Origin of the sequence: Streptococcus oralis, assembly GCF_003944215.1 — a bacterium.
GTDB classification, from domain to species: domain Bacteria; phylum Bacillota; class Bacilli; order Lactobacillales; family Streptococcaceae; genus Streptococcus; species Streptococcus oralis_BI.
The window spans coordinates 61,189-80,226 of sequence record NZ_RJVZ01000007.1 but is presented as its reverse complement, the minus strand read 5'-3'; the positions used below and the strand labels follow the sequence as shown (position 1 = coordinate 80,226).

Annotated in this window: 19 protein-coding genes, 1 pseudogene and 1 riboswitch; of the genes and pseudogenes, 15 read left to right on the top strand and 5 right to left on the bottom strand. The window is 43.7% G+C overall.

Translation table 11 applies throughout. From position 1 onward, the window contains the following. The first annotated feature begins 93 nt into the window (after positions 1 to 93). The gene (locus tag D8804_RS05505; RefSeq protein WP_125399082.1) at positions 94 to 1,131 is read left to right on the top strand and encodes a zinc-binding dehydrogenase; all 1,038 of its coding nucleotides are present in this window, start codon (positions 94 to 96) and stop codon (positions 1,129 to 1,131) included. Positions 1,132 to 1,198: 67 nt separating this feature from the next. Here D8804_RS05505 and galR read toward each other — a convergent pair whose 3' ends face one another. Next, a complete protein-coding gene (gene galR / locus D8804_RS05500; RefSeq protein WP_125399081.1) occupies positions 1,199 to 2,200 on the bottom strand; it encodes a DNA-binding transcriptional regulator GalR in 1,002 nt (333 codons plus the stop codon). A 164-nt stretch (positions 2,201 to 2,364) separates the two neighbouring features. Between galR and D8804_RS05495 the strand changes: the two genes are divergently transcribed. The 9 genes and pseudogenes from D8804_RS05495 to pyrE all read left to right on the top strand — a co-directional run bounded on the left by D8804_RS05495 (position 2,365) and on the right by pyrE (position 10,976). Continuing rightward, positions 2,365 to 3,543: a galactokinase gene (locus D8804_RS05495; protein ID WP_093586989.1), complete on the top strand. Its 1,179-nt coding sequence runs from the start codon at positions 2,365 to 2,367 to the stop codon at positions 3,541 to 3,543. 18 nt (positions 3,544 to 3,561) lie between these two features. Continuing rightward, positions 3,562 to 5,043 carry a UDP-glucose--hexose-1-phosphate uridylyltransferase gene (locus tag D8804_RS05490; protein WP_125399080.1) on the top strand — a complete coding sequence of 494 codons (1,482 nt, stop codon included), beginning with the start codon at positions 3,562 to 3,564 and terminating at the stop codon, positions 5,041 to 5,043. A gap of 69 nt (positions 5,044 to 5,112) precedes the next feature. Beyond that, on the top strand, positions 5,113 to 5,517 hold the full coding sequence (locus D8804_RS05485; RefSeq protein ID WP_125399079.1) for a PaaI family thioesterase: 405 nt from the start codon (positions 5,113 to 5,115) through the stop codon (positions 5,515 to 5,517). Between the two features lie 71 nt (positions 5,518 to 5,588). Continuing rightward, positions 5,589 to 5,732 (top strand): annotated as a pseudogene (locus D8804_RS05480) (AAA family ATPase); the annotation flags it as partial. Between the two features lie 136 nt (positions 5,733 to 5,868). Continuing rightward, positions 5,869 to 7,221 carry a UDP-N-acetylmuramoyl-L-alanine--D-glutamate ligase gene (gene murD / locus D8804_RS05475; RefSeq protein ID WP_125399077.1) on the top strand — a complete coding sequence of 451 codons (1,353 nt, stop codon included), beginning with the start codon at positions 5,869 to 5,871 and terminating at the stop codon, positions 7,219 to 7,221. Between the two features lies 1 nt (position 7,222). Continuing rightward, a complete protein-coding gene (locus tag D8804_RS05470; RefSeq protein WP_125399076.1) occupies positions 7,223 to 8,281 on the top strand; it encodes a UDP-N-acetylglucosamine--N-acetylmuramyl-(pentapeptide) pyrophosphoryl-undecaprenol N-acetylglucosamine transferase in 1,059 nt (352 codons plus the stop codon). Positions 8,282 to 8,290: 9 nt separating this feature from the next. Next, on the top strand, positions 8,291 to 9,409 hold the full coding sequence (locus D8804_RS05465; protein WP_125399075.1) for a cell division protein FtsQ/DivIB: 1,119 nt from the start codon (positions 8,291 to 8,293) through the stop codon (positions 9,407 to 9,409). 190 nt (positions 9,410 to 9,599) lie between these two features. After that, positions 9,600 to 10,301 carry an orotidine-5'-phosphate decarboxylase gene (gene pyrF, locus D8804_RS05460; RefSeq protein ID WP_125399074.1) on the top strand — a complete coding sequence of 234 codons (702 nt, stop codon included), beginning with the start codon at positions 9,600 to 9,602 and terminating at the stop codon, positions 10,299 to 10,301. Positions 10,302 to 10,343: 42 nt separating this feature from the next. Continuing rightward, positions 10,344 to 10,976, top strand: a complete 633-nt coding sequence (gene pyrE / locus D8804_RS05455; RefSeq protein ID WP_125399073.1) for an orotate phosphoribosyltransferase — start codon at positions 10,344 to 10,346, stop codon at positions 10,974 to 10,976. Positions 10,977 to 11,037: 61 nt separating this feature from the next. Here the strand turns inward: pyrE and D8804_RS05450 are convergent, their stop codons facing one another. The 4 genes from D8804_RS05450 to D8804_RS05435 are packed head-to-tail and all read right to left on the bottom strand — an operon-like array spanning position 11,038 to position 13,992. After that, positions 11,038 to 11,904 (bottom strand): cysteine ABC transporter substrate-binding protein, encoded by an 867-nt coding sequence (locus D8804_RS05450; protein WP_125399072.1) that lies wholly within the window; start codon positions 11,902 to 11,904, stop codon positions 11,038 to 11,040. Between the two features lie 11 nt (positions 11,905 to 11,915). Beyond that, the gene (locus D8804_RS05445) at positions 11,916 to 12,674 is read right to left on the bottom strand and encodes an amino acid ABC transporter ATP-binding protein (RefSeq protein ID WP_125399071.1); all 759 of its coding nucleotides are present in this window, start codon (positions 12,672 to 12,674) and stop codon (positions 11,916 to 11,918) included. Beyond that, positions 12,675 to 13,352, bottom strand: coding sequence for an amino acid ABC transporter permease (locus D8804_RS05440; protein ID WP_125399070.1), 678 nt, complete (start codon positions 13,350 to 13,352; stop codon positions 12,675 to 12,677). After that, entirely contained in the window at positions 13,312 to 13,992 is a 681-nt protein-coding gene (locus D8804_RS05435; RefSeq protein ID WP_125399069.1) for an amino acid ABC transporter permease, read from the bottom strand. Before D8804_RS05435 ends, D8804_RS05440 begins: the two co-directional genes overlap by 41 nt. Before the next feature lie 209 nt (positions 13,993 to 14,201). On the opposite strand from D8804_RS05435, the gene lctO reads away from it, so the two are divergent. The 5 genes from lctO to tenA all read left to right on the top strand — a co-directional run bounded on the left by lctO (position 14,202) and on the right by tenA (position 19,035). After that, on the top strand, positions 14,202 to 15,338 hold the full coding sequence (gene lctO, locus D8804_RS05430) for an L-lactate oxidase (RefSeq protein WP_125399068.1): 1,137 nt from the start codon (positions 14,202 to 14,204) through the stop codon (positions 15,336 to 15,338). Positions 15,339 to 15,486: 148 nt separating this feature from the next. After that, a riboswitch (TPP riboswitch) is annotated at positions 15,487 to 15,575 on the top strand. 158 nt (positions 15,576 to 15,733) lie between these two features. Further along, complete coding sequence (locus tag D8804_RS05425; protein WP_185774036.1) at positions 15,734 to 16,294, top strand: ECF transporter S component; 561 nt, start codon at positions 15,734 to 15,736, stop codon at positions 16,292 to 16,294. After that, positions 16,295 to 17,680 (top strand): ATP-binding cassette domain-containing protein, encoded by a 1,386-nt coding sequence (locus tag D8804_RS05420; RefSeq protein WP_125399066.1) that lies wholly within the window; start codon positions 16,295 to 16,297, stop codon positions 17,678 to 17,680. A 1-nt stretch (position 17,681) separates the two neighbouring features. Further along, entirely contained in the window at positions 17,682 to 18,332 is a 651-nt protein-coding gene (locus D8804_RS05415) for an energy-coupling factor transporter transmembrane component T (protein WP_125399065.1), read from the top strand. Between the two features lie 10 nt (positions 18,333 to 18,342). Beyond that, positions 18,343 to 19,035: a thiaminase II gene (gene tenA, locus D8804_RS05410; RefSeq protein WP_125399064.1), complete on the top strand. Its 693-nt coding sequence runs from the start codon at positions 18,343 to 18,345 to the stop codon at positions 19,033 to 19,035. Positions 19,036 to 19,038 lie beyond the last annotated feature (3 nt).

Genomic DNA, 19,038 nt, shown 5'->3' with positions numbered 1-19,038 from the left:
TGCCTTATCGCCGTTAATAATGATTGATACGAGCGAAAGCTTGACAAAAAGTGTATAATGAAAGTAAGAAACCAATAGAAAAGGAGTGGTTCTATGAAGAAAACAGTTTATACAAAAGCTGGTCAGGTTGGTCTTATTGAAGTGGAGCATCCGCAAATCATTGAGGCAGATGATGCCATTATTCGGATCGTTCGGACCTGTGTTTGTGGCTCTGATCTGTGGAGCTATCGCAATCCAGATATTGAAACGGGCCATCAGAATAGCGGGCACGAAGCTATTGGTATCGTTGAGGCAATTGGTGATGCAGTGACGACTGTTAAACCTGGTGATTTTGTCATTGCACCTTTCACCCATGGCTGTGGGGAGTGTGATGCCTGTCGTGCTGGTTTTGATGGGACTTGTGACCGCCATATTGGCACCAATTGGTCTAATGGGGTGCAAGCGGAGTACATTCGCTTCGAATATGCCAACTGGGCTCTTGTCAAAATTCCGGGTCAGCCCTCTGATTATACAGAAGGCATGCTCAAATCCCTCTTGACACTGGCTGATGTCATGCCGACTGGCTATCATGCTGCGCGTGTTGCTAATGTTCAAAAAGGGGACAAGGTTGTCGTTATCGGTGACGGGGCTGTTGGGCAATGCGCTGTTATCGCCGCTAAAATGCGTGGTGCATCACAAATTATCCTTATGAGCCGTCATGAAGACCGCCAAAAGATGGCCTTGGAATCAGGTGCGACAGCTGTTGTGGCTGAACGTGGCGAAGAGGGAATTGCCAAAGTCCGTGAAATCCTTGGTGGTGGAGCAGATGCAGCCCTTGAATGTGTTGGGACTGAAGCAGCCGTAGATCAAGCCCTTGGGGTGCTTCACAATGGTGGACGTTTAGGCTTCGTTGGTGTTCCTCATTATAATAACCGTGCCCTTGGTTCAACCTTTGCCCAAAATATTTCAGTGGCAGGTGGAGCAGCCTCAGTTACCACTTATGACAAACAAGTTTTGTTAAAAGCGGTTCTTGATGGCGATATCAATCCAGGTCGCGTCTTTACTTCAAGTTATAGATTAGAAGAGATTGATCAGGCATATAAAGATATGGACGAACGCAAAACCATTAAGTCTATGATTGTGATGGAATAAAAAAGAAAATCCTAATGGAGATTTGAGAATCTCTATTAGGATTTTTTGCGTTGGTATATTTGTTGAGTTATGGCAACGTACTTTCTCTCAAAGTCAGTCTGGTTCCCAGCATAGTCAGGCTAGGAATTTTCCGACCATGGAGAACTTCCTTGTTAAGAATATCCATACCTGCTCGGCCCATTTCCTCAGTATAGACCGTGATACTAGAGAGGGGAGGGTAGACTTGCTTGGTCAGGCTAGTGTCGTTAAAAGAAATGAGGCTGACGCGGTCTGGTAGGCTAATTCCAGCTTCTTGAAGGGCACGAAGGGCACCGATGGCTAAACTATCGCTGGCGGCGAAAAAGGCTGGTGGGAGTTTATCACCCAACTTGTGAATGGCCTCCTTCATCAGGTCATAGCCAGACTGGGCAGTAAAGATCCCCTGAAAGATCAGTTCTTCATGGTAGATACCTTTTGCTTGGGTAATGTCTTTGAAATTTTCTAGTCGCTTATCCTGGATAATTTCTTCCTGGTCGGTTGTTTCCTCAAGGCCTGTGAGAATTCCAATACGGTTCATACCTTGGCTGAGGAAATGGTCTACAACTTGTTTTACAGCAGTGTAAAAGTCAGTGATAATACAGGTATGTCCCAATGAAAGAGTATCGCTGTCTAAAAAGACTAGGGGTTTTTGGTATTCTTCAAAGGCAGAAATCTGAGCTCGGCTGAACTTTCCAATGCAGAGAATGCCAATCACTTCCTCGCTCAGTGTAAAAGGATGGTCATTAAAATAGCGCAAGATATCATAGTCCAACTCTTGGGCTCTTTTTTCAATACCGAGACGAATCTGATAGTAGTAGAGGTCGTCCAACTCCCCTTGTTCGCTGACCCATTGGATAATGGCAATCTTCTGCTTGGGTTTGTGGGATTCGCCTGTCTTGAGGTGTTTGGTGTAGCCCAGCTCTTCAGCGACGGTTAAAATGCGGTGTCGGGTTTCTTCTGTGACAGATAGGCTCTGGTCGCGATTGAGGACACGAGATACGGTCGCGATAGAGACAGAGGCTAGCTGTGCAATGTCTTTTAAGGTAGCCATAAATCCTCCTTCTTTTAGGTTAGTATATCATATTTTTCTGCTTTTTACTGATAGTTTAGTAAAAGTTTAGTAAAAAGGATTGACCTTGGCAAATCCCTTGGGTACAATAGAAGAAAACGATTACACGTTAAGGTGACTTAACGGACAGTCAAAGGAGAATTCATATGACACAACATCTTACTGCTGAAGCGCTTCGCAAAGACTTTCTTGCCGTTTTTGGTCAAGAAGCAGACCAAACTTTCTTTTCACCAGGCCGTATCAACTTGATTGGTGAACACACAGACTATAACGGTGGACACGTTTTTCCGGCTGCTATTTCCTTGGGGACATACGGGGCAGCACGCAAGCGTGATGACCAAGTTTTGCGTTTCTACTCAGCCAACTTTGAGGACAAGGGTATCATCGAAGTGTCTCTTGCTGACCTCAAGTTTGAAAAAGAGCACAGCTGGACCAACTATCCAAAAGGGGTTCTTCATTTCTTGCAAGAAGCTGGGCACGTGATTGACAAAGGGTTTGATTTTTATGTTTATGGGAATATCCCAAATGGTTCTGGCTTGTCTTCATCAGCATCCTTGGAACTCTTGACAGGGGTCGTGGCAGAGCATCTCTTTGACCTAAAACTAGACCGTTTGGATTTGGTTAAAATCGGAAAACAAACAGAAAATAACTTTATCGGAGTCAACTCTGGTATCATGGACCAGTTTGCTATCGGTATGGGGGCTGACCAACGTGCCATTTACCTAGATACCAATACCTTGGAGTATGACTTGGTGCCACTTGATTTGAAAGACAATGTTGTGGTCATCATGAACACCAACAAACGTCGTGAATTGGCAGATTCTAAATACAATGAGCGCCGTGCTGAGTGTGAAAAAGCAGTGGAAGAATTGCAAGCTGCCTTGGATATTCAGACCTTGGGTGAATTGGATGAATGGGCATTTGACCAATACAGCTACCTGATCAAAGACGAAAATCGTTTGAAACGTGCTCGTCATGCTGTGCTTGAAAACCAACGTACCCTTAAAGCTCAAGCAGCTCTTCAAGCAGGTGATTTGGAAACATTTGGTCGCTTGATGAATGCTTCTCACGTTTCTCTGGAGCATGATTATGAAGTAACTGGCTTGGAATTGGATACCCTCGTTCACACAGCTTGGGATCAAAAAGGTGTTCTGGGTGCTCGTATGACAGGGGCAGGTTTTGGTGGCTGTGCCATTGCCTTGGTGCAAAAAGACTCTGTTGAGGCCTTTAAGGCAGCTGTTGGCAAGCACTATGAGGAAGTAGTTGGATATGCTCCAAGCTTCTATATTGCTGAAGTTGCAGGTGGCACTCGCATCCTTGACTAGTCAAAAGGAGGCTCTATAGTGACCTTAGTAGATAAATTTGTAACACATGTTATTGCTGAAAGTTCATTTGAGGAAATGGATCGAATCTACCTGACCAATCGTGTTTTGGTTCGAGTGGGCGAAGGAGTTTTGGAAATTGAGACGGATCTAGATGATTTGATTGACCTCAAGGACCAGCTAGTCGAGGAAGCGGTTCGATTAGAGACGATTGAGGATAGTCAGACTGCGCGTGAAATCCTTGGTGCTGAACTGATGAACTTGGTGACTCCTTGTCCGAGTCAGGTTAATCGTGACTTTTGGACAACCTATGCCCACTCTCCTGAGCAGGCGATAGGGGATTTTTACCAGCTCAGTCAGAAAAATGACTACATCAAACTCAAGGCCATTGCTAAAAATATTGCTTATCGTGTACCATCTGACTACGGAGAACTTGAGATCACCATCAACCTTTCTAAGCCTGAAAAGGATCCAAAGGAGATTGCTGCGGCCAAGTTGGTGCAAGCTAGCAATTATCCCCAGTGTCAGCTTTGTATAGAGAACGAAGGCTACCATGGTCGAGTTAACCATCCAGCTCGTAGCAACCACCGTATTATTCGTTTTGAAATGGCGGGTCAGGAATGGGGCTTCCAGTATTCGCCCTATGCTTACTTTAATGAGCACTGTATTTTCTTAGATGGACAGCATCGTCCCATGGCCATTAGTCGGCAGAGCTTTGAGCGTTTGTTGGCTATCGTAGAGCAGTTTCCTGATTACTTTGCAGGCTCAAATGCGGATCTGCCGATAGTGGGTGGTTCTATCCTGACCCATGACCACTATCAGGGGGGCCGTCACGTATTTCCTATGGAAATGGCTCCTTTGCAAAAGGTTTTCTGCTTTGCTGGATTTGAGCAGGTCAAGGCTGGGATTGTCAAGTGGCCTATGTCAGTGCTACGTTTGACTTCGGATTCCAAAGAGGATTTGATCAACTTGGCTGACAAGATTTTACAGGAATGGCGCCAGTATTCAGATCCTGCAGTACAGATTTTGGCAGAGACAGACGGGACACCGCATCACACCATCACACCGATTGCTCGTAAACGCGACGGTCAGTTTGAGTTGGACTTGGTCTTGCGGGACAATCAGACATCGCCAGAGCATCCTGACGGCATCTATCATCCCCACAAGGATGTCCAACATATCAAGAAGGAAAATATCGGCTTGATAGAGGTGATGGGCTTGGCAATCTTACCACCTCGTTTGAAAGCAGAAGTGGAGCAAGTTGCCAGCTATCTTGTAGGAGATGATGAAGCAGTTGCCTCTTATCATCAGGAGTGGGCCGACCAACTCAAAGCCCAACATCCAAACCTAACAGATAAAGAAAAAGCCCTTGAAATCGTTAAGGACTCTGTGGGTGCTATCTTTGCGCGCGTTTTGGAGGACGCAGGGGTTTACAAGCAAACGGAGCAGGGACAGGTAGCCTTTATGCGCTTTGTTGAGCAGGTTGGAATTTTACCAGACTAGGAGCTTTCTCCTTGCACACTCCTATAAAAAGTAGTATCATAGGGTCGTTTGAACTATCAGGAGGAAACGATGAAAGATTTTCATTTTGACGCTATATCTGCCTTTGAAAATTACGAAATTGAACAAATGAGAGATGGTCACGTTGTGGTGACGACCAAAGTAGTGGACTCGTCGCTCAACTACTATGGCAATGCCCATGGTGGCTATCTCTTTACCCTCTGTGACCAGATTAGTGGTTTGGTGGTCATTTCACTAGGGCTAGATGGAGTGACGCTTCAGTCCTCTATCAACTACCTCAAGGCAGGAAAACTCGACGATGTATTGACTATTAAAGGAGAATGTGTCCATCATGGACGCACAACCTGTGTCGTAGATGTCGATATCACCAATCAAGAGGGCAGAAATGTCTGCAAAGCAACCTTTACCATGTTTGTCACAGGCCAGCGGTCAGAAGAAAGACAGGTGAGGATATAAAGTACTGAGAGTTGAACTGCACTCTAAGAGTTAGACATTTCTCTGTCGAACTTTTGGAGTGCAGGTTAGTTTTGATTCTCGCAGATGAACCAACCGCTTCACTAGACCCCAAAAATTCTGAGGAGCTACTTTCTATATTAGAATCTCTAAAAAATCCGAATCGAACGATTATTATTGCGACCCACAATCCTCTGATTGGGGAGCAAGCGAATTAAGCGATTCGAGTTACCGATTTCTCTCATCGATGATAAGAGAACATTAAGTTAGAAGAAAGAGTCACAAATACACTTTGTGGCTTTTTTATTTCCATAAAAATGGTAAAATAGTAGGAGTAGAAATGGAGTTTGAGACATGAAAGTAATCGATCAGTTTAAAAATAAGAAAGTCCTTGTTTTAGGTTTGGCCAAGTCTGGTGAGTCTGCGGCCCGTTTGTTGGACAAGCTGGGAGCTATTGTGACAGTAAATGACGGCAAGCCTTTTGAGGACAATCCTGCTGCTCAAAGTCTACTGGAAGAAGGGATCAAGGTTATCACTGGTGGGCATCCTTTGGAGCTCTTGGATGAAGATTTTGCTCTGATGGTGAAAAATCCAGGTATCCCGTATAGCAATCCCATGATTGAAAAAGCTTTGGCAAAGGGAATTCCAATCTTGACTGAGGTGGAGTTGGCTTACTTGATTTCGGAAGCGCCAATTATCGGCATCACTGGTTCAAATGGGAAAACAACCACAACGACTATGATTGGGGAAGTTTTAACTGCTGCCGGTCAACATGGTCTCCTATCTGGGAATATCGGCTATCCAGCCAGTCAAGTGGCTCAAACTGCGACAGCCAAGGACACGCTTGTCATGGAACTTTCTTCTTTCCAACTGATGGGTGTCCAAGAATTCCATCCTGAGATTGCGGTCATTACAAACCTTATGCCCACTCATATCGACTACCATGGTTCTTTTGAGGAATACGTGGCAGCCAAGTGGAATATCCAGAACAAGATGACAGCAGCTGATTTCCTTGTCTTGAACTTTAACCAAGACTTGGCAAAAGAATTGGCTACTAAAACACAAGCCACTGTTGTTCCATTTTCAACACTTGAAAAGGTTGATGGAGCTTATCTAGAGAACGGTCTGCTCTACTTCCGTGGGGAAGTGGTCATGGCAGCGAGTGAAATCGGTGTTCCAGGTAGCCACAATGTAGAAAATGCCCTTGCGACCATTGCAGTAGACAAGCTACGTGGTGTAGATAACCAAATCATCAAGGAAACTCTTTCAGCCTTTGGTGGTGTCAAACACCGTCTCCAGTTTGTGGATGAAATCAAAGGGGTCAAATTCTATAACGATAGCAAGTCAACCAATATCTTGGCTACTCAAAAAGCCTTGTCAGGATTTGACAACAGCAAGGTCATTTTGATTGCAGGTGGTTTGGATCGCGGCAATGAGTTTGACGAGCTGGTGCCAGATATCACTGGACTCAAGAAAATGGTCATCCTTGGTCAGTCTGCAGAACGTGTCAAACGTGCAGCGGATAAGGCTGGTGTGGCTTATGTGGATGCGACCGATATTGCAGATGCGACCCGCAAAGCTTATGAGCTAGCGACTCAAGGAGATGTGGTTCTCCTCAGTCCTGCCAATGCTAGCTGGGATATGTATGCTAACTTTGAAGTACGTGGCGACCTCTTTATCGACACAGTAGCGGAGTTAAAGGAATAATATGAAAAAAATTGTCTTTACAGGTGGGGGGACGGTTGGACATGTCACCCTCAATCTTTTGTTAATGCCCAAGTTCATCGAAGACGGCTGGGAAGTTCACTACATTGGTGATAGACACGGAATCGAACACCAAGAAATCCTCAAGTCAGGCTTGAATGTGACCTTCCACTCCATTGCGACTGGGAAGTTGCGTCGCTATTTCTCTTGGCAAAATATGCTGGACGTGTTTAAAGTTGGTTGGGGAATTGTCCAATCTCTCTTTATCATGTTACGACTGCGTCCACAGGCTCTTTTTTCTAAGGGAGGATTTGTCTCTGTACCGCCAGTTATCGCAGCGCGTGTTTCCAGAGTACCAGTCTTTATCCATGAGTCAGACCTATCTATGGGTTTAGCTAATAAAATCGCTTATAAGTTTGCGACTAAGATGTACTCAACCTTTGAGCAGCCTGCTAGTCTTGCAAAAGTCGAACATGTGGGAGCAGTAACCAAGGTTTCAGACCAAAAAACTTCAGAACCAGACGAGTTGGTTGATGTCCAAACCCACTTTAATCCTAAATTGTCAACTGTATTATTTGTCGGTGGTTCTGCAGGAGCCCGTGTCTTTAACCAATTAGTGACAGATCATAAAAAAGAACTGACAGAGAGCTACAATATTATCAATCTCACTGGAGATTCAAGCCTCAATGAGTTGAGTCAAAATCTCTTTCGAGTTGACTATGTGACGGATCTCTATCAACCCTTGATGGAGATGGCAGATGTGGTGGTGACGCGTGGCGGTGCCAATACGATTTTTGAGCTCTTGGCCATGGCGAAACTCCATCTCATCGTACCATTGGGTCGTGAAGCAAGTCGAGGAGACCAGATTGAAAATGCTGCCTATTTTGTTAAAAAGGGTTATGCAGCAGAACTCCAAGAGACAGAATTGACCTTGGAAAGCTTGGAGGAGAAACTCAGTCACTTGCTTAGTCATAAGGATCAGTACCAAGCTAGTATGAGGGCTTCAACTGAATTGAAATCTCTTGATGATTTTTATGCCCTACTAAGAAAAGACCTATCATAAGGAAAACCAATGTCAAAGGATAAGAAAAAAGAATCAAACCAGAAGATAGAATTGTCTGAATGGCAGAAACGGAACCAAGAATATCTGAAAAAGAAGGCTGAGGAGGAAGCTGCTCTAGCTGAAGAGAAGGAAAAGGAAAAACAAGCTCGAAAGGAAGCTAGCTCGAAACTACTGGAGGAATCCAAGAAATCATCGAGTGAGTCAGACGAGGAAGCCTCAAGTACAAGCAAGGAACCATCCGAAAAAGAAGAAAAATCTCAAAAGGATGACCTGAAAGTCAAAGAAGAAAAAGAGAAGAAGAAAAAAGAAAAACCAGAAAAACCTGCCAAGCCGAGAATTGCTCCCGTTCATATTTGGCGGGCAGTGAGTATCTTGGTACCGAGTGTTTTGGTTCTCCTCCTTTCTATCTATCTCTTGACTCCTCTTTCGACTATCAAGCATATCGAGGTTAAGGGAAATGTCCAGACTCAAGCGGATGACATTAAACAAGTTTCTGGCATTCAGGATAGTGACTATACCTTGTCTTTGTTGTTGAACAAGGAGAAGCACGCTGAGCAGATCAAGTCGAATCACTGGATAGAGTCAGCAAAGATTGACTACAAATTTCCGACAAACTTTACGATTGAAGTTAAAGAGTTTGAGATTGTTGGCTACTATGTGACAGGTGAAGACCACTATCCAATCCTATCTAGTGGAACAATTGACTCAAGCCCTGTCAACCTTTTGAACCTGCCTGAGACCTACCTAACAGTTACCTTTAACGATGAACAGCAGGTGGAGGACCTGATTGTGGGTCTTTCTAGCATCAGTGAGGACATAAAGAGTCAAATCCAGAAGATCGAACTAGCCCCAAGTAAGGCAACTGCCGATCTTCTAAAAATTACTATGCAGGATACAGATGAAATATTGGTTCCCTTGTCAGAGTTAAGTAAAAAATTGCCTTATTACAGCAAAATCAAGCCACAGTTAGCAGAACCGAGCTTTATTGATATGGAGGCAGGAATTTATAGCACTAGCCTGGCTGATAAACGCTTAGAAGAAGCTGAGGAAAAGGCCAAACAAGAGGCTAAGGAAGCGGAGAAGAAAAAACAGGAAGAAAAAAAAGCTGAAGAAAAGAAACAAGAATAAGAATCTTCAGTTTTTACTTGACAAGTGTCGTTATAAATAATAGAATAGTAGAAAACTTTTAAAGCAGTCCAGAGAGGCAGCTAAGGTTAGACAGTGAAAGGGAGGAAACTACCCGTTTTTCGTGGAACCTAGCTGCTAGCAGGTTCCTTTTTTTGAGCAATGGACTGTTAACAAAGAATAGGAGAAAAGAATGCGTGAGAGTCGCCCGGTCATTGCTCTGGATTTTCCAAGTTTCGAGGAAGCCAAAGAATTTTTAGCCCTTTTTCCAGCAGAGGAAAAACTCTATGTCAAGGTGGGAATGGAAATCTATTATGCAGTAGGTCCAGAGGTTGTTCGTTATTTGAAATCATTGGGACATAGTGTTTTTTTGGATCTCAAGTTGCATGATATTCCAAATACAGTCAAGTCAACCATGAAAATCTTGTCAAGTCTGGGTGTCGATATGACCAATGTTCAGGCTGCAGGTGGGCTTGAAATGATGCAGGCTGCGCGTGAAGGCCTTGGTGATCAAGGGATTCTTATCGCGGTGACCCAATTGACCTCAACATCCGAGGAACAGATGCAAGGCTGTCAAAATATCCAAACTAGTCTGCAGGAGTCGGTCATTCACTATGCTAAGAAAACAGCTGAAGCTGGATTGGATGGAGTGGTTTGCTCAGCCCAAGAAGCCCAACTCATCAAGGAGGCGACAAACGAAGATTTTATCTGCTTGACACCAGGTATTCGACCAGCAGGTGCTGAAGCAGCGGATCAAAAACGTGTAGTGACCCCTGGTCAGGCCTATCAAATCGGTAGTGATTACATTGTAGTAGGCCGTCCTATCACACAGGCAGAAGATCCTGTAGCAGCCTACCATGCTATCAAGGAAGAATGGACACGCGATTGGGTCTAAAGCGTATTTGATTATAGATTTAAGGATAAGAAGGAGTATACCATGACACTTGCTAGAGACATTGCTAGCCATCTATTGAAAATTCAAGCGGTTTATCTCAAACCAGAAGAGCCTTTCACTTGGGCATCTGGGATCAAGTCACCTATCTATACGGATAACCGTGTAACGCTAGCTTATCCAGAAACCCGTACTTTGATTGAAAATGGTTTTGTAGAAGCTATTAAAGCAGTCTTTCCAGAGGTAGAAGTCATTGCTGGTACAGCGACAGCAGGGATTCCACATGGAGCTATCATCGCGGACAAGATGAATCTACCATTTGCTTATATCCGTAGCAAACCAAAAGATCATGGGGCCGGAAACCAAATCGAAGGCCGTGTAACCCAGGGGCAAAAAATGGTGATCGTGGAAGACCTGATCTCAACTGGTGGCTCAGTTCTCGAAGCGGTAGTGGCTGCCAAGCGTGAAGGAGCAGATGTTCTCGGTGTAGTAGCCATTTTTAGCTATCAACTAGCAAAAGCAGATAAGAACTTTGCAAACGCAGGCGTGAAACTGGTGACTCTCTCAAACTACAGCGAGCTCATCCACCTAGCTCAGGAAGAAGGCTACATCACACCAGAGGGATTGGATCTCTTAAAACGCTTCAAAGAAGATCAAGAAAATTGGCAGAATGTTTAAGATATAGAAAAAATCAGGTAATTTCTAGGATTACCTGATTTCTTTTTATTTTCGGAAAATATTAGTCAACTTTTCCACCTTCAACAACTAGATCATCTGCCTTAGCAGCGTCACCATAGGTTGGGTGAAGTGTTTTTTCATAAGCTTTGTGGAAGAAGTTTTCTTTACCAAGTTTTTCGATTTCTTGGTTGATGTAGTCAAGAAGTTCTTGATTACCCTTTTGAACTGCTGGCGCAATGGTGTCTGGGTCACCGAGGGAAGTAATTCCTACTTCAAATCCTTTATTTTCGAGAGCCCAAGCTAGAACTTCTGTATTGTCAGTGGAGAAGGCATCACCACGTCCGTCAAGAAGGGCTTGGTAGGCATCGCTATATTGGTCATATTTTTGGAGTTTTACTTCTGGGTGATTTTTTTCAAAATAAGTTTCAGCAGTCGTTCCCTTTGTAACAATCAAGATTTTGCCTTCTAATTCTTTAACGTCTTTGATGACTTTATCTTTTGGTGACACAACACCGAGAGAAACTTTCATGTAAGGAAGGGCAAAATCAACTTGTTTCTTACGTTCGTCGGTAACTGTGAAGTTGGCAAGGGTGATATCAACCTTGTTTGAAATCAAGTATTCAGCCCGGTTTGCAGCATCAACAGAGACGTATTTAGCCTTTACTCCCAAGTCTTGAGCTAATTGGTTCCCCAATTCGATATCGTAGCCTTGGTAGGAACCGTCGTTGTCAACATAACCAAATGGTTTTTTGTCTCCAAATACTGCGATTCGAAGCTCACCGCTTTTTTTGATTTCGTCGATAGTGCGGGCCTTGGCAGTTGCTTTTCCTGATGAAGCATCAGAGCTTCCACCTGAGCTACAAGCTGTGACAAAGATAAGCGCAAATGCTAGAGCAAAAACAGTTAGAATTGGTTTGAGTAGTTTCATATAAATCTCCTTTATAGATATGAGCCAAACTGGCTAAAGTCAAAGACGTTTAAAAATTCCTGTGCTCGTTTGGTTTGTGGGTTGGTGAAGAATTCCTGAGCCGTTCCTTCTTCGGCAATCTTCCCTTGGTCTAGAAAGATAATGCGGTCCGCAATGGCTTGGGCAAACTGCATCTCATGAGTTACCAGTATCATGGTACGCCCTTCTTGAGCCAAGTCATTGATAAGTTCCAGAACCTCACGTACCATTTCAGGATCTAGCGAAGCGGTTACTTCGTCAAAGAGGATAATTTCTGGATGCATGAGCAGAGCACGGACAATCGCCACTCGTTGTTTCTGTCCACCAGATAATTGGCGAGCAAAACTGTCTTTTTTATCGAGCAAACCCACACGTTCCAGTAGTTGTAAAGCTTCCTCCGTTACTTCTTTCTTGTTCCTTCCCTGAGCCTTGATAGGACCTAGGATGAGGTTTTGCAGAACATCTAGATGGGGAAAGAGTTCATAACTTTGAAAGACCATCCCAATCTTTTGGCGAACTAAGTGAAAGTCTTTCTGGTTTCCAATAATGGACTGGCCATCAAGAAGAATATCTCCACCTTGAATGGTTTCTAAGCCATTGAGACAGCGGAGCAGAGTACTTTTTCCACAACCAGATGGTCCTAGAATGACGACAACTTCCCCCTTTTTGATATCAAGTGAAAGCCCTTGGAGGATGGGATTATCTCCGAAGGATTTTTTCAGATCCTTGATTTCTAATATAGTATCAGACATTTAGTTCCTCCAGTGTTTTTCTAAGTGAGTAGACAGTTTGGAAATGGGGAAGCAAACTACGAAATACAAGACCAGAATGGTTCCGTAGATCCAAAAGGAAGCAGTTGGGATGGTCAAGCGATTGCTATCAATGATCTGCTGTCCCACTTTTGTGACTTCAACGACCCCAATCAACACGACTAAGGAAGTGGTTTTGATCATCCGAGTGACAAGGTTGATGGCTTGCGGAAGCAATCTTGTCAAGACCTGAGGGATGATGATGTGGTAGTAAAGTTGGAAATTTGTTAAGCCAAGCGCCTGTCCGCTTTCAAACTGATGTTTGGGAAGGGAAGTGATGGCTCCACGTACCAAGTCCCCCATCTCAGCTGTTCCCCAGAGTGTAAAAACGATAATTGCAGAAGTCTCTCCCGATATATTGATATTAAAGTTTCGAGCTAAGCCGAAATAAACGATGAAGAGTAGTACCAGCTGGGGCATGATACGGATAAATTCCAGATAAAAGCGTGTTAAAAAACGAATAACTCTAGAATGGGTGGTCATGATGATTCCCATAACTGTTCCGAAAATCATGGATAAGAAGACAGAGAGGATGGAAATCCCAATCGTGACTCCCAATCCCTGTAAGATTCGCAAGAGATTATTTCCCTGAAAGAGTACTTGCATTCCCGAATCCTGCATGGCGAAGCCTCCTTTCTATCCAGCTAAAGACTAGAGAGATGGGTAGAAGCATGATCAGGTAAGCAACTACCAACATGGCCAGTGCAATGTCTGTCTCATAATAGAGTCCAATCAAGTCCTTGGCGACGTACATGAGATCGGCTAAGGCTACTGCAGAGAAAACAGAGGTTTCTTTGATGAGAAAAATGACATTGGCACTAAAGGACGGTAGCGCTACCGCAGTCGCTTGCGGAAGAACCACATAGCGAAAGACCTGTACAGGCGTTAGACCGATGGCTAGACCAATCTCGTGCTGGGTTTGACTAACTGCTTCCAGTCCGCTTCTGAAGGATTCCGCCATATAGGAGCCTCCTAAAAAGATGAGGCCAAGAGTTGCACAGACTTCTGAAGAAAGAACAATCCCTATTCGGGGAAGCCCGAAATAGAGAAAGAAGAGCTGAATCAAAAGGGGCGTGTTTCGTGACAATTCGATGTAGGCTGTTGCTAACTGTGAAAAGATAGGAACGCGATAATGACGAATGACACTAACGATTAGGCCAACAAGAAAAGAACCCAAAATTCCCCAAACTGCGATGTGTAGGGTCAGAAAGAATGCCTTTTGATAGAGTGGTAAATATTGTTCAACAATAGACCAATCCAAAATAGAACCTCCCATCTAGGAATGATATAGCTATTGTAGCACTAAAGGGCATGTTTGGATAATATGAATTTTTTATCACAATGATAGAAAATATTTATCATGTCTGTGATTTGAAATTTCCAGACAAATTTTTTGAAAGGATTCTGAAAAAGAGGTAAGATAGTTTATGCAAGAAAAAGTAAACGCTTACTTAACAAGGAGGACACTTTATGTCATATAAAACAAGCAATGCAGAAGGACCTGTAGATTTTATTAACACTTATGATTTGGAGCCAATGGCGCAACAAGTCATTCCTAAAGCTGCCTTTGGTTATATCGCTAGTGGAGCAGAGGATACTTTCACTTTACGCGAGAACATCCGTGCCTTTAACCACAAACTCATCGTTCCACATACGCTTTGCAATGTTGAAAATCCAAGTACAGAGATTGAATTTGCAGGTGAAAAATTATCTTCACCAATTATTATGGCGCCTGTTGCGGCTCATAAATTGGCAAATGAGCAGGGGGAAGTAGCTACTGCGCGTGGTGTGCATGAATTTGGTTCTCTTTATACAACCAGCTCTTACTCTACCGTTGACCTTCCAGAAATTACGGAAGCTCTTCAAGGAACACCTCATTGGTTCCAATTTTACTTTAGTAAGGATGATGGCATTAACCGCCATATCATGGACCGTGTGAAGGCTGAAGGCTACAAAGCGATTGTCTTGACGGCGGATGCAACTGTAGGGGGCAATCGTGAGGTCGACAAGCGCAATGGTTTTGTCTTCCCAGTTGGCATGCCGATTGTTGAGGAATACCTGCCAGAAGGTGCTGGAAAATCAATGGACTTTGTTTACAAATCAGCTAAACAACGCTTGTCTCCACGCGATGTCGAATTTATCGCTGAATACTCAGGTCTTCCTGTTTATGTCAAGGGGCCACAATGCCGTGAAGACGTTGAACGTTCGCTTGCCGCAGGTGCTTCTGGTATCTGGGTAACCAACCACGGTGGCCGCCAAATCGACGGTGGGCCAGCGGCCTTTGACTCACTTCAAGAAGTAGCAGAAGCAGTTGATAAACGTGTGCCAATTGTCTTTGACTCTGGTGTTCGTCGTGGTCAGCACGTCTTTAAAGCTTTGGCTTCAGGAGCAGACTTGGTAGCTATTGGCCGCCCTGTGATCTATGGTTTGGCTCTTGGTGGTAGTGTTGGTGTGCGTCAAGTCTTTGAGCACTTGAATGCAGAATTGAAGACAGTCATGCAATTATCTGGAACTCAGACTATTGAGGATGTCAAACACTTCAAACTCCGTCACAACCCATACAACCCAACCTTCCCAGTCGACCCTCGTGAATTAAAATTGTATTGATAAAGAAGACAGCCTCCACCTTATGTGGAGGTTTTTCTTCGTGTATAGAAAGAATAAATCGTTATCAGAAACTATATAAATATATTTTCCAATCAAATATCTTGCTAGGGCTTTCAAATTCTGTTATACTGGTCCAGTAATTAAATAATAAAGACATTTGGGGTGCTTTAGGCTGAGATAATACCCATTGAACCTGATACAGTTAATACTGGCGAAGGGAAATGTGAAAAGGTTTTTTTCGTATGTCGAAAAGAACTGTCTAATCTTGTAAGGTAAACTCTAATTCTCGTTTGTAATTGGAGTTTTTTTGTTTATCAAAAGAGGATAGGCTTGACAGCAAGCCTTTTGGTAGCTCACCTTGAATGCCCCACTTTTCTTTAAAAAAGGAGTTTTTTATGTTGAAAAAATGGCAGTTAAAAGATGTTATCTTACTTGCTTTCTTGTCTATCTTTTTTGGTGGCGTTTTTGTGGGTTCAGGCTATCTGTTTGATATCCTCACCCTAATCTTGGCCCCTCTTGGTTTGCAGGCCTTTGCCAATGAAATCCTCTTTGGTCTCTGGTGTATGGCTGCGCCCATTGCGGCTATCTTTGTTCCAAGAGTCGGAAGCGCGACGATTGGAGAAGTGCTCGCTGCGCTTGCTGAAGTCCTTTATGGTAGCCAATTCGGCCTAGGCGCCCTTTTGTCTGGCTTGGTTCAAGGCTTGGGAAGTGAATTTGGTTTTCTCGTAACCAAGAATCGCTATGAAAGTTGGCTCTCTCTAACTGCCAATAGTATTGGGATTACGCTTTTTAGCTTTGTCTATGAATACATTAAATTAGGTTACTATGCCTTCTCCCTTCCTTTTGTCCTTTCCTTGCTTGTGGTGCGTTTTATTTCCGTCTTTTTCTTCTGTACCATCTTGGTTCGTGCCATTGTCAAACTCTATCATCAGTTTGCGACCGGAGGCAAGGCGTAGATGGGGCTGGAACTACGGGGGATTCAGTCCGCAATCTTTTCGGAACCGATTGATTTTACTTTTCATGCGCAAGCTTTTACCTTGTTAGTTGGGAGCAGTGGTTCAGGAAAATCCAGTCTCTTTCAAGTCATTGCCCAAGTTAGTTCTCTTCCCTATAGTGGCCAAGTCCTGATAGATGGTAGTGAGGTCAGTCAGCTTTCTATTGTCGAACGTGTCCAGACGGTTGGCATTCTCTTTCAAAATCCCAATCATCAATTTACCATGGAGAACTTGTTTGAGGAGCTGATTTTTACCTTGGAGAATATCGGCCATCCCCTTCAAGAGATTGATGCTAAAATAGCTGAGGTGGTTCAGCAGTGTCGTTGCGAGGCAATCTTGCACCGTCCCCTCCATCACTTGTCAGGTGGGGAAAAGCAAAAGGCTGCGCTGGCTGTTCTCTTTGCTATGAATCCTAGGGTCTATCTCTTGGATGAGCCCTTCGCTTCCATTGACCGCAAGAGCAGGATAGAGATATTGGAGATTCTAAAAGAGTTGGCCATTAATGGGAAGACAGTCATCCTGTGTGACCATGATTTAACGGACTATGAAGCCTATATCGACCATATGGTGGAGCTTAGAGACGGCCAGTTAAGGGAGGTGTTTCAAATCCCTTGCTCTGAGATGACAGAGGTTACTTCAAAGGAAGTTGCTTCTAGCCCAGAACTGTTTCATATGGACCGTATGACTTGTGAGCTGGATAATCGTCCCCTCTTTTCAATTGCGGATTTCACATTCTACCAAGGGATTTCCTGTATCTTGGGTGACAATGGTGTCGGGAAATCAACCCTCTTTCGGTCTATTCTTCAATTTCAGAAGTATAAAGGACGCATTACTTGGAAGGGTTCGGTCCTGAAAAAGAAAAAGAGTTTGTATCGTGAACTGACGGGTGTTGTTCAGGAAGCTGAAAAGCAATTTATCCGAGTCAGTCTGCGAGAAGAACTGCAATTAGATAGTCCAGACTCTGAAAGAAATCAGCGGATACTTCAAGCTTTACGATATTTTGATCTGGAGCAGGCGCTTGATAAGAGTCCCTATCAATTAAGTGGTGGCCAGCAAAAGATTCTTCAGCTTTTGACCATCTTGACCAGCAAGTCTTCTGTGATCTTGCTAGATGAGCCATTTGCTGGTTTGGATGATAGAGCCTGCCATTATTTTTGTCAGTGGATGTTGGAGGATAGAAATCAGGGAAGAAGTTTTTTGATCATTAGCCATCGTTTAGATCCCTTGATCTCTGTGGTTGATTATTGGATTGAGATGACGAGAGAGGGTCTCAGTCATCTTCAAGAAGTGACCATCAGCAAACCTCTCTCATCTCTGAACAATGATGCTCTAGGGGAGGTGAGGTAGTATGATCAAAGTAGCAACCCAGACACCGATACTCAGTCTCTTCTTTCTAATTTTATCCTTGGAAACATCTTTCATTCCTTCGATTGCTCTTAATCTTTCAGTAGTAGCATTTTGCATCCTCTTTATGCTCTATTACCGTCGATTTAAAATGTTGGCTTGGATGCTCGTACTCGCCATCTTACCATCTTTGGCCAACTACTGGGCAGTTCAGTTACATGGGGATGCTTCGCAGGCAGTCATGCTTGGAACGAGGGCCTTTGTGACAGTTTGTATCGGTCTTGTCTTTGTTTCTAGTATTTCCCTAAAAGAGCTTCTCTTGTACTTGGCTCAAAAGGGGTTATCACGGTCTTGGGCCTATGCCTTGATTGTGGTATTCAATTCCTTTCCCCTCATTCAGCAAGAAATCAAGTCCCTCAAGGAAGCTTGCTTATTGCGTGGTCAAAAATTGCATGTTTGGTCTCCCCTGATTTACAGTAAGGTTCTGATGACGGTCTTTAGGTGGCGCCATCAGAACCTGAGAGCTTTGTCTGCGCACGGATATGACGAACATGCACAGTTGGAGAATCGCTATCGGACTTTTTATATTTCTAAAAAAACAAAATTAATCTACCTGCTGTTCTTTTTACTACTTCAAACCAGCCTATTTCTATAAAGGAGTTATTATGAAATTTACAGATATTGCGATGGAATTATCCAAGGAAGCTTGGCAGGCATCCTTTCATCATCCCTTTGTTTTACAGTTACAAGAGGGAAATTTAGAACCTGCGATTTTTCGCTATTACCTAATTCAGGATGCTTATTATCTGAAGTCTTTTTCAGAAGCCTATCACCTCTTGGCTGATAAGACTTCAAACGAGAAGATGAAAAGACTTTTGAAACAAAATGCCCAGAGTCTAGTGGATGGTGAGTTGTTTATCCGCCAACAATTTTTCAAGGAATTAGGAATCAGTGACCAGGAAATGGATGAGCAACCGATTGCTCCAACTTGTTATCATTACATTTCTCATATTTATCGGCAATTTGCAGAGCCAAACCTGGGCATTGCTTTTGCTAGTTTGCTCCCATGTCCTTGGTTATACCATGATTTGGGCAAGGAGCTTAATCGCAAACCATCCCCGAATCCTCTTTATCAACAGTGGATTGAAACCTATATCACCGATGAATTAGAACAGCAGATTAAAGAGGAAGAAGCGCTGGTCAATCAGCTCTATCGCGAAAGCGACGAGACGGACAAACAAAAAATGCTAGAGGCCTTCCACCGAAGTGTCCACATGGAAGCCAAGTTCTGGGAGATGGCTTACCAACACCAAACATGGATGAGTGATTTGCAGTCCTTAGAAAAAGAGAAGAAATAGAAA